General features: G+C 69.1%; 10 protein-coding genes. 1 reads left to right on the plus strand and 9 read right to left on the minus strand.

Translation table 11 applies throughout. The annotated features are described in order from the left end of the window. Positions 1–35: 35 nt before the first annotated feature. Positions 36–422 (plus strand): NTP pyrophosphohydrolase, encoded by a 387-nt coding sequence (locus ABZX67_RS26315; RefSeq protein ID WP_355364645.1) that lies wholly within the window; start codon positions 36–38, stop codon positions 420–422. Positions 423–428: 6 nt separating this feature from the next. Here the strand turns inward: ABZX67_RS26315 and ABZX67_RS26320 are convergent, their stop codons facing one another. The 9 genes from ABZX67_RS26320 to ngcE form a co-directional block, all read right to left on the minus strand. Then, a complete protein-coding gene (locus ABZX67_RS26320) occupies positions 429–1,913 on the minus strand; it encodes an amino acid permease (protein WP_355364648.1) in 1,485 nt (494 codons plus the stop codon). A 210-nt stretch (positions 1,914–2,123) separates the two neighbouring features. After that, on the minus strand, positions 2,124–4,037 hold the full coding sequence (gene dxs / locus ABZX67_RS26325; RefSeq protein WP_355364651.1) for a 1-deoxy-D-xylulose-5-phosphate synthase: 1,914 nt from the start codon (positions 4,035–4,037) through the stop codon (positions 2,124–2,126). A gap of 175 nt (positions 4,038–4,212) precedes the next feature. Then, on the minus strand, positions 4,213–5,496 hold the full coding sequence (locus ABZX67_RS26330; RefSeq protein ID WP_355364654.1) for a sugar ABC transporter permease: 1,284 nt from the start codon (positions 5,494–5,496) through the stop codon (positions 4,213–4,215). Further along, a complete protein-coding gene (locus tag ABZX67_RS26335) occupies positions 5,493–6,296 on the minus strand; it encodes an ATP-binding cassette domain-containing protein (RefSeq protein ID WP_355364657.1) in 804 nt (267 codons plus the stop codon). Before ABZX67_RS26335 ends, ABZX67_RS26330 begins: the two co-directional genes overlap by 4 nt. Positions 6,297–6,499: 203 nt before the next feature. Next, positions 6,500–7,591, minus strand: a complete 1,092-nt coding sequence (locus ABZX67_RS26340; RefSeq protein ID WP_355364759.1) for a substrate-binding domain-containing protein — start codon at positions 7,589–7,591, stop codon at positions 6,500–6,502. A 131-nt stretch (positions 7,592–7,722) separates the two neighbouring features. Continuing rightward, positions 7,723–8,922, minus strand: a complete 1,200-nt coding sequence (locus ABZX67_RS26345) for an ROK family transcriptional regulator (protein WP_355364660.1) — start codon at positions 8,920–8,922, stop codon at positions 7,723–7,725. A 271-nt stretch (positions 8,923–9,193) separates the two neighbouring features. After that, complete coding sequence (locus ABZX67_RS26350) at positions 9,194–10,156, minus strand: carbohydrate ABC transporter permease (RefSeq protein ID WP_355364663.1); 963 nt, start codon at positions 10,154–10,156, stop codon at positions 9,194–9,196. A gap of 17 nt (positions 10,157–10,173) precedes the next feature. Beyond that, on the minus strand, positions 10,174–11,097 hold the full coding sequence (locus ABZX67_RS26355) for a sugar ABC transporter permease (RefSeq protein WP_355364666.1): 924 nt from the start codon (positions 11,095–11,097) through the stop codon (positions 10,174–10,176). 49 nt (positions 11,098–11,146) lie between these two features. After that, the gene (gene ngcE / locus ABZX67_RS26360; protein WP_355364669.1) at positions 11,147–12,598 is read right to left on the minus strand and encodes an N-acetylglucosamine/diacetylchitobiose ABC transporter substrate-binding protein; all 1,452 of its coding nucleotides are present in this window, start codon (positions 12,596–12,598) and stop codon (positions 11,147–11,149) included. Between the last annotated feature and the right edge of the window lie 288 nt (positions 12,599–12,886).

Genomic DNA, 12,886 nt, shown 5'->3' on the forward strand with positions numbered 1-12,886 from the left:
CAGTGCGTTGTCGGCGGCGGGTGGGAGGCTGAAGCATGAGCGTCTTGGTGGTCGTCGACGCGGCCAATGTGGTCGGGTCCGTCCCGGACGGCTGGTGGCGCGACCGGCGCGGCGCCGCCGAGCGGCTGCGGGACCGGCTCGTGTCGTACGCGGCGGAGGGCGTGGCCGGGCGTCCGGGGCCCGTCGAGGTCGTGCTGGTCGTGGAGGGCCGGGCGCGCGGCGTGGAGTCCGTACCGGGGGTGCGGGTGGAGTCGGCGCCCGGCAGCGGGGACGACCTGATCGCCGAGCTGGCGCGCGAGGCGCGGGACGCGGCCGGTCGGCCGTGCCTGGTGGTCACGGCCGACCGGGAGCTGCGGCGGCGGGTGGAGGAGTACGGCGCCGAGTGCGCCGGGCCGCGGGCGGTGCACGGCCCGCCCTCCTGAGCGGCCCTACGTGTCGCGGGTGCCCAGCGGGACCCGGCGGCCGCCGAGCCGGCTGTGGGAGCGCCCGTAGAGGAAGTACACGACGATGCCGACCGCCATCCACACGGCGAACCGGAACCACGTCTCGCCCGGCAGGTTGAGCATCAGCCACACCGACGCGGCCACCGACAGGATCGGGACGAGCGGGACCAGCGGCGTGCGGAACGCGCGGTGCAGGTCGGGCCGGGTGCGGCGCAGGATGATCACGCCGAGCGCGACGATGACGAAGGCGAAGAGCGTGCCGATGTTCACCAGGGTCGCCAGCTCGTTGATGCTGGTGAAACCGGCGATGATCGCGATGAGCACGCCGAGGAGGATGGTCGGGCGGTACGGGGTGCGGAACTTGGGGTGCGTGACGGAGAAGAAGCGCGGCAGCAGTCCGTCGCGGCTCATCGCGAAGAAGACCCGGGTCTGGCCGAGGAGCAGGATCAGGCACACGGTGGTGAGGCCGACGGCGGCGCCGAAGCTGATCACACCGGCGTAGAAGGGGTGGCCGGTCGCCTTGAAGGCGTCGGCCAGCGGGGCGCTCACGGACAGCTCGCTGTAGTGCTGCATGCCGGTCACGACGAGCGAGACGGCGACGTACAGCACGGTGCAGATGAGGAGCGAGCCGAGGATGCCGCGCGGCATGTCGCGCTGCGGGAGCTTGGTCTCCTCGGCGGCGGTCGCCACCACGTCGAAGCCGATGAAGGCGAAGAAGACGACGGACGCGGCGGTGAAGATGCCCATGACGCCGAAGTTCGTCGGTTCGTAGCCGAAGATCGTCTGGACGAGCGGCGCGTCCCAGCCGGAGGAGGCGGGCGGGGTCACCGCGTCGGGGATGAACGGCGAGTAGTTGTCGCCGACGATGAAGAACAGGCCCGCGATGATCACGATCATGACCACCGTCACCTTGATGGCCACGACGAGGGCCGTGATGTTGGCGGACAGCTTCATGCCGAGGACGAGGATCACGGTCAGGACCAGGACCAGCAGGAAGGCGAGGAGGTCGAAGGTGCCGCCCGCCACGTCGGGCCCTTGCAGCGCGGCGGGCAGGTGCCAGTCCACGTTGTCCATCAGCGAGCGCACGTAACCGGACCAGCCGACGGCGACCACGGCCGTGCCGAGCGCGAACTCGAGGACCAGGTCCCAGCCGATGATCCACGCGGGCAGCTCGCCGAGGGAGGCGTACGCGAAGGTGTACGCCGATCCCGCCACGGGGACCGTGGAGGCGAACTCGGCGTAGCAGAGGGCGGCGAGGGCGCAGACGATGCCCGCGGTGACGAACGCCAGCGCGGTGGCGGGTCCGGCGGTCTCCTTGGCCACCTTGCCGGTGAGGACGAAGATGCCGGTGCCGATGATGACGCCGACGCCGAAGACGGTCAGGTCCCAGGCGGAGAGGGACTTCTTGAGCGCGTGCTCCGGCTCCTCGGTGTCCCGGATCGACTGCTCGACGCTTTTCGTCCGGAACATCCCGGTATCGCGTGACTGCTGGCCTGTGCTCACCGGCGTACCTCCGTACCCATCGGCCCCTAAGGCCATGATTGGGAGGGGTACCGGGCGGCGCCCGCCGTGAGGGGGCGTTTCACACCAATGGACCGGCCGGAAACCCCTCGGGTACTCCGACCGGTCCAATGCGGGACGCGGTGGCCACTCAGCCGCCTGGACCGCGCGGCGGCGGTGTCAGTCGCGCGCGGCCTCGATCTCGGCCTCGTCGTACCGGCCGTCCAGCGTGGAGACCAGGCCGGTGACCTGGCGGGCGATGTCCGGCGCCGTCAGGCCGATCTCGGCCAGGATCTCCGCGCGCGAGGCGTGGTCCAGGAAGCGCGGCGGGATGCCGAAGTCGCGCAGCGGTACGTCGACGCCCGCGTCGCGCAGCGCCTGGGCGACCGCGCAGCCGACGCCGCCGACCCGGCCGTTGTCCTCGACGGTGACGACGACGCGGTGCCGGGCGGCGAGCGGCGCCATGGCCTCGTCGACCGGCTTGACCCAGCGGGGGTCGACGACGGTCGTGGAGATGCCCTGCCGGTCGAGCAGACCCGCGATCTCCAGGCACATCGGCGCCAGCGCGCCGACCGACACCAGCAGCACGTCCGGGGTGTCGGTGCCGGCCTCGCGCAGCACGTCCATGCCGCCGACGCGGCCCACGGCCTGCACGGCCGGGCCGACCGCGCCCTTGGAGTAGCGCACGACGGTCGCCGCGTCCTTGACCTCGACGGCCTCGCGCAGCTGGGCGCGGACCTGGTCGGCGTCGCGCGGGGCGGCGATCCTCAGGCCCGGGACGACCTGGAGGATCGACATGTCCCACATGCCGTTGTGGGAGGCGCCGTCGGTGCCGGTGACGCCCGCCCGGTCCAGGACGAAGGTCACGCCGCAGTTGTGCAGGGCGACGTCCATCAGGACCTGGTCGAAGGCGCGGTTGAGGAAGGTCGCGTACACGGCGACGACCGGGTGGAGGCCGCCGGTGGCGAGGCCGGCCGCGGAGACGGCGGCGTGCTGCTCGGCGATGCCGACGTCGTACACCCGGTCCGGGAAGGCCTTGGCGAACTTGTCGAGGCCGACCGGCTGGAGCATGGCGGCGGTGATGGCGACGATGTCCTCGCGCTCGTGGCCGAGCTTGACCATCTCGTCGGCGAAGACGCCGGTCCAGTCGGCGCCGGAGGAGGAGATCGGCAGGCCGGTGTCCGGGTGGATCTTGCCGACGGCGTGGAAGCGGTCGGCCTCGTCCGCCAGGGCGGGCTGGTAGCCGCGGCCCTTCTCGGTGAGGCAGTGCACGATGACCGGGCCGCCGAACCGCTTGGCGCGGGAGAGGGCGGACTCCAGCGCCTCGATGTCGTGGCCGTCGATGGGGCCGACGTACTTCAGGCCGAGGTCCTCGAACATGCCCTGCGGGGCGATGAAGTCCTTCAGGCCCTTCTTGGCGCCGTGCAGCGTCTCGTACAGCGGCTTGCCCACGACCGGCGTGCGGTCGAGGATCTCCTTCGTACGGGCGAGGAAGCGCTCGTAGCCGTCCGTGGTGCGCAGCGTGGCGAGGTGGTTGGCGAGGCCGCCGATGGTCGGGGCGTAGGAGCGCTCGTTGTCGTTGACGACGATGACGAGCGGGCGGTCCTTGGCCTCGGCGATGTTGTTCAGGGCCTCCCAGGCCATGCCGCCGGTGAGCGCGCCGTCGCCGATGACGGCGACGACGTGGTCGTCCTTCTTCAGCACCTCGTTGGCCTTGGCGAGGCCGTCGGCCCAGCCGAGGACCGTGGAGGCGTGGCTGTTCTCGATGACGTCGTGCTCGGACTCGGCCCGGGCCGGGTAGCCGGACAGGCCGCCCTTCATCTTCAGCCGCGAGAAGTCCTGCCGGCCGGTGAGCAGCTTGTGGACGTAGGACTGGTGGCCGGTGTCCCACAGGATCTTGTCCTTGGGGGACTCGAAGACCCGGTGCAGGGCGATGGTCAGCTCGACCACACCGAGGTTGGGACCGAGGTGGCCGCCTGTCTTGGACACGGCGTCCACGAGGAAGGACCGGATCTCCGCGGCCAGCTGCTCCAGCTGCTCCGGGGAGAGCCGGTCGAGATCGCGCGGGCCCGTGATACGGGTCAGCAGAGCCACCCGTGCCTCCTTGCGTGTTGAGCTGGTCGAGCTGCCGATTTTGTCGAGTCTAATGTTCCGCTCCTGATCATCATCATCGGGCGGGTCCCCCTAGGTCATCACATTGGCGCAGACGCAGCGGTGCCCGGCACCGGTTCAGTGGTGCCGGGCACTGCGGTATTGCTCACGTACGGGGTTACGCGCGGCCCGCGGTCTTCTGCGTACGGCGGGAGACCGAGTCGATCACGACGGCGGCGAGGAGCACCGCGCCGGTGATCATGTACTGGATCTCGGAGGCCATGCCGAGCATGTTCAGGCCCTGCTGGATCGCCTGGATGACGATCATGCCGAGCAGCGCGGACCAGACCTTGCCGCGGCCGCCGAAGAGGCTGGTGCCGCCGATGACGGCCGCCGCGATGACGAGCATCAGCGTGTTGCCGCCGCCGAGGCTCTTGGTGGCGCCGCCGGAGAGGCTGGCCACGAAGAGGCCGCCGAAGGCGGCGAGCAGGCCGGAGAGGCCGAAGACGGTGATCCGGATCCGGTCGACGTTGATGCCGGCGCGGCGCGCGGCCTCGGCGTTGCCGCCGACCGCGAAGACCTGGCGGCCGAAGGTGGTGCGGCGGGCGACGAAGTCGGCGACGACCAGGACGACCAGGAACAGCACCAGCGCGAGCGGCAGGCCGCGGGCGCCGGCGGGCTCGTTGAGCACGTACGCGACGACGAAGCACAGGACCGCGACGACGGCCGTGCGCAGGACGACCTCGCTGGTGGGGCGGGCGAGCAGGCCGGCGGCCTTGCGGCGCTGCCGGTCCAGGAGGAGCGAGGCGGCGTACGCGAGGACGGCGACCAGGGCGAGGCCGTACGCGGCGGCCTTGTCCTCGAAGTAGTAGCCGGTCAGGTGCTCGACGACGGAGCCGCTCGGCGCGTTGATGGAGCCTTCCTTGCCCATCAGCCAGATCTGCAGGCCGCTCCAGCCGAGGAAGCCGGCGAGGGTGACGACGAAGGCCGGGACGCCGATTTTGGCGAAGAAGAAGCCGTGCAGCAGGCCGAGCGCGAGGCCGCACAGGACGGCGATGCCGACGGCGAGCCAGTCGTTCATGCCGTTGCTCACGTTGAGCACGGCCCACACGGCGGCGCCGACGCCCGCGACCGAGCCGACCGACAGGTCGATCTCGCCCAGGATCAGGACGAAGACGATCCCGACGGCCATGATGCCGAGGCCGGAGGTGTAGACCGCGATGTTGGCGACGGAGCTCGCGGAGAGGAAGTTGGCGTTCTGCGACTGGAAGACGATCGCGATGACGATCAGGCCGATGAAGACCGGGAGGGAGCCCAGCTCACCGCCGCGCACCTTGCGGGTGAACTCGGTCCAGTAGCCCTTGAGGCCCTCTTCACGGACGAGCAGCCGCGGGTCGACGGCGGGGACGGGGGCGGCGGACTCCGCGTTCTCGCCGGCGGGGGTCTTGGTGAGGTCGCTCACTTCGCGTCCTCCTTCGTGGCCTTCGTGGCCGTACGCGCCTGGCGGCGGGTCACGGCGTTGTCCGTGGCGCCGGTGATGGCGGCGATGATCTCTTCGTGCGTGGTGTCCTTGACGTTGAAGACACCGTTGTTGCGGCCCAGGCGCAGGACGGCGACCTTGTCGGCGACGGCGCGGACGTCGGCCATGTTGTGGCTGATGAGGATGACGCCGTGGCCGCGCTCGCGCAGCCGCTCGACGAGGTCGAGGACCTGGGCGGTCTGCTCGACGCCGAGGGCGGCGGTCGGCTCGTCCAGGATGACGATCTTGGGGTCGCCGATCAGGGCGCGGGCGATGGCCACGACCTGGCGCTGGCCGCCGGAGAGGGCGGCGACGGGGATGCGGACGCTGGGGATGCGGATGGACAGGGTGTCCAGCAGCTCCTTGGCGCGCTTCTCCATCGCGATCTCGTCGAGGACGGAGCCGCGGCGCAGCTCGTTGCCGAGGAAGAGGTTGGCGACGACGTCGAGGTTGTCGCAGAGCGCCAGGTCCTGGTAGACGGTGGCGACTCCGAGGTCGGAGGCCTCGTTCGGCTTGGTGATGCGGACCGGCCGGCCCTCCCACTCGATGGCGCCTTCATCGATGGGGTGGACGCCCGAGATCGTCTTGACGAGCGTCGACTTTCCGGCGCCGTTGTCGCCGACCAGGGCGACCACTTCACCGGCGTGGATCTCCAGGTCTACGTCGGTGAGCGCCTGGACGGCGCCGAACCGCTTGGAGACTCCGCGCAACGCCAGCACTGGCGTAGCGAACACGTGAATCATCTCCTTCGCCGCCTGTCCGGCGGGGATGGTGGTGCTTGGAGCAAGGAGGTTGCGAGGGGTGCGAGAGCGGGTCCGGCGCCCGCCCGTGGTGCTTGCGGGGCATGGACGGGGCGGGGCGCCGGACCGGCGTGGGGAGGCCGCGTGTCGTGCGCGGCCTTCGCGCGTGGGGGGTGGGGTGCTTCGCGTGTGGGGGGTGCCGGCGGTTACTTGATGCCGGCCGCCTCGCAGGCCGCCTTGTACTCGGCGGTGCAGATGTCCGCGGCGGTGTAGACCTTGTCGGCGAGGATCGTGGAGGCGATGTTCTCCTTGGTGACGATCTCGGCGTCGTACAGCTTGGCCGGGATGTCCTTGAACTCACCGGTCAGGCTGGTGACCTTGGCGCTCACCAGGTCGTCGATCTTGTCGCCCTTGAGCAGGCGGACCGCGATCGCGGCGGTGGTCTCGGCCTCCGGCTTGATCTGCTTGTAGATCGTGAAGGCCTGGTCGCCCTTCAGGATGCGCTGCAGACCGGCGAGCTCGGCGTCCTGGCCGCCGACCGGGACCTTGATGCCCTGCTTGCCGAGCGCGGTGATGATGCCGCCGGCCATGCCGTCGTTGGCGGAGTAGACGCCCTGGAAACCGTCCTTGCCCAGGGAGTCGATGGCGGCGCCCATCTTCTTGTTGGCCTCGTCCGGCGACCAGTCCGGGATGTCCTGCTCGTAGACGACCTTCTTGACCTGCTTGTCGAGGACGCTGTGGGCGCCCTTCTTGAAGAGCGGGGCGTTCGGGTCGGTCGGCGAGCCGTTGATCATGACGACGTTGGCGTCCTTGGCCTTGGCGCCGAGCGCCTTGACCAGGGCCTCGCCCTGGAGGCGGCCGATCTTCTCGTTGTCGTAGCTGACGTAGGCGGAGATCGGGCCCTCGGCGAGGCGGTCGTACGCGACGACCTTGACGCCCTGCTTCTCGGCGCTCGTCACCCAGGACTTGGTGGCCTTGTAGTCGACCGCGTCCAGGATGATCACCTTGACGCCCTGCGTGACGAGCGCGTCGAACTGCTTCTTCTGCGTCTCGGTGTCCTGCGCGGCGTTGTTGTACTTGACCGTGCAGTCGTCGCACAGCTGCTTGATCTTCGCCTCGATGATCGGGCGGTCGAACGTCTCGTACCGGGTCGTCTTGTTCTCGGGCAGCAGCAGACCGATGGTCTTGCCGTCGCCGCCGCTTCCACCCGCGGCGTCACCGTCGCCGGCCTTGCCACAGGCGGCGAGGGTCGCGGCCATGGACACCGCGGCGGTGCCTATGACAAGGCGTCGCGTCATTGCGTTCATGTGGGGTTGCCTCCCTGACGAGGCCGCGACGTTGCGGCCGAGGTGGCTGGAAGTCAACTCGGCCGCCACGCCGTCGTCAAGGAGTAAATTGACAACGAGATGACAACGGTGCCATTCGTTATCTAAGTGAACGCAGGCGCGGACCCGGGCAACGCGCTCTGCAGAAGGGTCGAATCACCCATCTCACTCAGTACGAGGGCGAGGGCGCCGAGCACCTCCGCGCGGCCCCCCAGGGCTCCCGGAGCGACCGACAAGTGCCGCGCGGCGCTGGGGATCGCGTACCGCGAGACCGACTCCCGGATGGGGCCGAGGACCAGCTCGCCGGCCTCCGCGAGGTCGCCGCCCAGCACCACGCGGCTGGGGTTGAGCAGGTTGCAGAGGTTGGCGACACCGCTGCCGATGTGGCGCCCGACGTCCCCGATGACCCGGCGGCAGCCGGGGTCGCCCTCGCGCGCCAGCTGCACGACCCGCTCCATGGTCAGGTCCGCGCCGTGGCTGGGCTGGAGCAGCGGCAGGACGTAGCGCGCGGCGGTGAAGGTCTCCAGGCAGCCGCGGTTGCCGCAGCGGCAGACCGGACCCGACTCGTCGAGCGTGATGTGGCCGATCTCGCCGGCAGTGCCGCCGGGGCCCCGGTAGATCTGGCCGTCGATCACAAGTCCCGCGCCCACCCCGCTGGCGACCTTGATGTACGCGAGGTCCTTGACCCCGCGGCCGCCGCCCCAGACGAGCTCGCCGAGGGCGCCGAGGTTGGCGTCGTTGTCGACGTACACCGGGACGCCGAGGCGGCCGGAGAGCTCCTGGCTGGGGTTGATGCCGGTCCAGCCCGGCAGGATCGACGTGGAGCCGAGGGTTCCGGAGGAGACGTCGATGGGTCCCGGGACGCCGAGGCCGACGCCGATCACCTTGTCCTGACCGATGCCGGTCGCCGCGATCAGCCGCTTGACCAGCCGTTCCGCCCGGTCGAAGCCCTCGGCCGAGGAGGCGTCGACGTCCAGCGGCTCGGACTCCTCGGCGAGCACCTGGTGGGCGAGGTTGCCCACGGCGACCCGCAGGTGGGTGTGGCCGAAGTCGACGCCGATGACGATGCCGGCGTCCCCGCTGAGCGAGACGCTGCGGGCCCGCCGGCCGCCCGCCGAGGTGGGGGTGACCTCGACGGTGCCGCCTTCCTTGAGCTCCCGGACGATGTTGGAGACCGTGGCGGCGGAGAGGCCGGTGGTCCTGGCGATCTCCGCCTGGGTCAGCGACCCGGCCATGCGGACGGCGCGTACCACGCGCTCGAGATTGGCCCGATGCAGAGATGTCTGCGACCCCGGAGTCTCCATCGACTCTCTCACTCCTGCCGTTTTCTCCAACATGTGAACTCTAAGCTGAGCCTTTTGGGTTGCTCCCCGTCAAGACCTTGAGCGTTCAGGGCCTCTGATGAGCGAATGAGATGCGGAGAAAGCGGGCGGAAAGCCTCAGGCGGCGCGAAAACCGCCCGTCGGCAGCGGGTGAGCTGCGGACGGGCGGTTCGGTGGAATGAAGCGGAGGGACGGGCCCCGGCTGCGGTTGCGACTGCTTCAGGCCACTCCTTCAGGCGGCTCCTTCAGGCCGCTACTTCAGCGCGCCCGCCGTGAGGCCGGACTGGACCTGCCGCTGGAAGATCGAGTAGACGACCAGCACGGGCAGCATCGCGATCATCATGCCGGCCATCAGGGCGCCCCAGTCGTTCTCGTACCCCTGCTGGAGCGCGATCATCGCCAGGCCCTGGGTGAGGACGTACTTGTCCTCCTGCTGGTTGAGCACCATCGGCAGCAGGTACTGGTTCCACTGCCCCAGGAAGTTGAAGATCCCGATGCTGATCAGGCCCGGCTTCGCCATCGGCAGCATGACCTGGAAGAAGGTCCGGGTGTGCGAGGCCCCGTCGATCATCGCCGCCTCCGCCACCGAAGCCGGCAGCGTACGGAAGAACGCCGTCATGAAGAAGACGGTGAAGGGCAGCGAGTAGGCGATGTAGACCAGGATCAGCCCGTGGTACGTGGCCAGCAGCGAGCTGCCCGGGAAGTCCCGCAGGACGAAGAAGAGCGGGATGACCAGCATGAAGACCGGGAAGGACATGCCGGCCACGAAGAGGTAGTAGATGAACCGGTTGCCGGGGAAGGTGAAGCGGGCCAGGACGTACGCCGCCATCGAGCCGAGCACCATCGTGCCCACGACCGAGCCGCCCACCACGATCGCGGTGTTGACGAAGTACTGCCCCATGTTCGCGTCGTCCCACGCGTTGGACCAGTTCTCCCAGTGCAGCACGGTCGGCAGGCCCCACGGGTCGGTGAGGATGCCGTTGCTGTCCTTGAAGGCGCTCCACAGCACCCACAGCAGCGGCACACCGACCATCAGGGCCCACACGACGAGGATGCCGTGCGAGAAGACGTTCAGTACGCCGCCCTCGGCAGCGCGGCCGGACCGGCCGCCCGTGCGGCCGGCCGCCGCGCCGGGCCGCCGGGTGGTTTCGGCGGGCGTCGGCGACCCCTGCTTGGTCACCGCTGCCGGCTCGTCCTGGATCTCGTCGGTCGTCATCCGGCGTAGCCCTCCCCCTAGTACTCGATCCGCTCACGGCGCGCGAAGCGCATCGTGAGCACGGCGAACGTCATGGTGACGATGAGCATCGCGACGCCCATGGCGGCGGCGTAGCCGAACTGGCTGTCGCGGAAGGCCGTCAGGTACAGCCTCAGCGGCATGACGTCCGTGGCGCCGTCCGGGCCGCCCATGTTCACCGACATGATCTGGACGAGCGCGAAGGCGTCCAGGGCGATGATGCCCATGTACACCCAGCCCGTCTGGACGGTGTCCCACAGCAGCGGGAGGGTGATCCTGAAGAAGGTGTGGAAACGGCCGGCCCCGTCGAGCAGCGCCGCCTCGTAGATGTCCCGGGGGATGGAGGCCATGGCGGCGGAGAACAGCACCACGTAGAAACCGACGTGGCTCCACACCATGACCGCGCTGATGCACCACAGGGCGAGGCTTTTCTCCCCCAGCCAGGAGTTCTGCAGCGCGTCCAGGCCGACCGCGCCGAGGAGGGAGTTGAGCATGCCGTCGTCCGGGTCGGGGTTGTAGATGTTGAACCAGATGACCGCGACGATGGTGACCGAGATGACCTGCGGGAAGAAGAAGACGAACTTGTAGAAGCGGGACCCGGCGACCCCGGCGACGACCTCGTTCTTCCGGCGGCGGCCGCCCACGTTGAGCATGAAGGCGAAGAACAGCCCGAGAGCGAGCGTGACGACCGGGACCAGGGCCAGCATGTAGACGTTGTGGCGCAGGGCGTTCCAGAAGTCGTCGTTTGCCCAGAGCTTCTGGAAATTGTCGAGTCCGACGAACTTCGCGGAGCCGACGAGGCCGGACCAGTCCGTCATCGAGATCTGGAAGGCCTGGACGAAGGGCGAGATCACGAAGACGCCGTAAATGAGCAGAGGCAGGGCCAGGAAGCCCACGATGAATCGGTATTTGCCGTGTTGCATGGTGCTCCCCGGCCCTTCCCCTCTTGCGGTCGAATCGGCTGCCGAAGCGTCAGGCGGTGCGCTTGAACTTGGTCACGGAGTCGTCCTTCGCGACCCGGTCGCACTCCTGCTGGGTCTTCTTGATCCATTCGGCTGCTTTCAGCTCGCCCGTGAGCAGTTGACCGGTCAGGCCGCCGATCTTCTCGTCGGTGAGGGCCGGGTACCACTCCTGCAGCTGAAGGCTGATCAGGTTCTCGCCCGCCTCCTTGAAGACCTTGCTGGCGGAGGCGAGACCGGGCGAGAGGGTCATGCCCTCGGTGGCGTCCATGACGCAGGTCAGCGACTTCACCTTCGTGGCGAAGTTCTGGGCGTGCTTCTTGGAGAGCATGATGCGCAGCAGCTCCATGCCGCCCGCCGGGTTCTTCCCCTTGCTCGCGACGATGTACGGCTCGCTGGGCTCGCCGCGCAGGGTGCCGTGCGGCATCTTGTCGCCGGTGCCGTCGAAGAGGGCGCCGACCGCCATGCCGAAGTCCTTCGGCGTGGTGGGGGCGGCTTCGTTCTCGACCCAGGAGCCGTTGGGGATGAAGACGGCCTTGCCCCGGTTCCAGGCGGTCTGGGACTGGATGTGGGTGAGGCCCTGGCTGCCTTCGAGGAAGTACTTCTTGGCGGCGAGCTCCTCGTAGTGCTCGACGACCTCCTTGACCGCGTCGTTCGAGGTCCAGGCGTTGGGCTCCAGATTGTCGATCGCGATCCACTTCTCCATGCCGCCGATCTTGGCGATCTGGGCGAAGAGGTTGAAGTGGACGTAGTACGGATACTTCCCGGCGTACGTCCAGGGGGCGATGCCCGCCTTCTTGATCTCGCCGCAGAGGCCGACCATCTCGGAGAGGGTCTTGGGGTACGTCCAGCCGCGGTCGGCGAGGAGCTTCTCGGAGTACCAGGTGCCGTAGATGGTGAAGGCGTAGTACAGCACGTCGACCTTGTCGCCGTGCTTGCCCTTCTCCAGGGTGCTGGGGTGGAGGGTGTCGCGGACCTTCTTGGCCGGGTCGTCCAGCGAGGGCGCGTCCAGCAGCGGGGCCAGGTCCTGGAGCTGGCCCTGGGTGGACAGCTTGTTCATGTCGAGGTGGTCGGCGCCGGAGTTGTCGATGACGTCCGGCGGGTTGCCGCCCGCGAAGCGCGGGGTGAGCTTGGGCCCCACCTGCTGGGTGCCGGTGTGCTTGACCTCGGCGCCGTAGGTCGCCTTGTAGTCGGCCTCCGCGTCCTTGGCGTACTGGTCGCCCAGGCCGCCCTTGAAGATGAACGCCTCCAGCGGAGCGCCCTGGGCGACGCCGAGCGGGTTCTTGGCGGACTTCTCGCCGGCGGGCGCCTTCGTCTCCTTCTCACTGCCGCCACCGCCAGCGGTGGCGCAGGCGGACAGGAAGCTCATCGTCGGCACGCTGATCAGCCCGAGTGCGGCGGACCGCTTGATCAGCTCGCGGCGGCCGGGGCCCTCGTGGTCGTGTCGGGCGGAGGTGGATCCCATGCTCAAGTACTCGCCTTCTCCAGGACTCAGGCGGTGTACCGGTCGCCCCGAACCGCTCTCGCCTCAGGCGAAGGGCCCCCGCCACCGCGCGGTCTTGTGCAGGTGGGTCGGTGTTACAGTGCTGGGTTGCCGACAGGTATAGTCCACTTCTCGTCGACTGAGCAAGATCGAAGCGCACTTTGGGTCGCAGTCTTTCCCGAGTTGAGACCTGGTGTGAAGAGGGCGGCACACGGCGGGATTTCAGCCTTCTGGCCGCGTCAACAGCCTTGACACCACACGCCACTTACT

It is taken from the genome of Streptomyces sp. NPDC003036 (genome assembly GCF_040611175.1).
In the GTDB taxonomy this organism is placed as follows: Bacteria; Actinomycetota; Actinomycetes; order Streptomycetales; family Streptomycetaceae; genus Streptomyces.

Coding starts and splice junctions, on each gene's coding strand:
- ABZX67_RS26355 (WP_355364666.1), bottom strand. CDS start 11,097: ATGCAACACGGCAAATACCGATTCATCGTGGGCTTCCTGGCCCTGCCT.
- ABZX67_RS26340 (WP_355364759.1), bottom strand. CDS start 7,591: ATGACGCGACGCCTTGTCATAGGCACCGCCGCGGTGTCCATGGCCGCG.
- ABZX67_RS26335 (WP_355364657.1), bottom strand. CDS start 6,296: ATGATTCACGTGTTCGCTACGCCAGTGCTGGCGTTGCGCGGAGTCTCC.
- ABZX67_RS26315 (WP_355364645.1), top strand. CDS start 36: ATGAGCGTCTTGGTGGTCGTCGACGCGGCCAATGTGGTCGGGTCCGTC.
- ABZX67_RS26345 (WP_355364660.1), bottom strand. CDS start 8,922: ATGGAGACTCCGGGGTCGCAGACATCTCTGCATCGGGCCAATCTCGAG.
- ngcE (WP_355364669.1), bottom strand. CDS start 12,598: ATGGGATCCACCTCCGCCCGACACGACCACGAGGGCCCCGGCCGCCGC.
- ABZX67_RS26350 (WP_355364663.1), bottom strand. CDS start 10,156: ATGACGACCGACGAGATCCAGGACGAGCCGGCAGCGGTGACCAAGCAG.
- ABZX67_RS26320 (WP_355364648.1), bottom strand. CDS start 1,913: ATGTTCCGGACGAAAAGCGTCGAGCAGTCGATCCGGGACACCGAGGAG.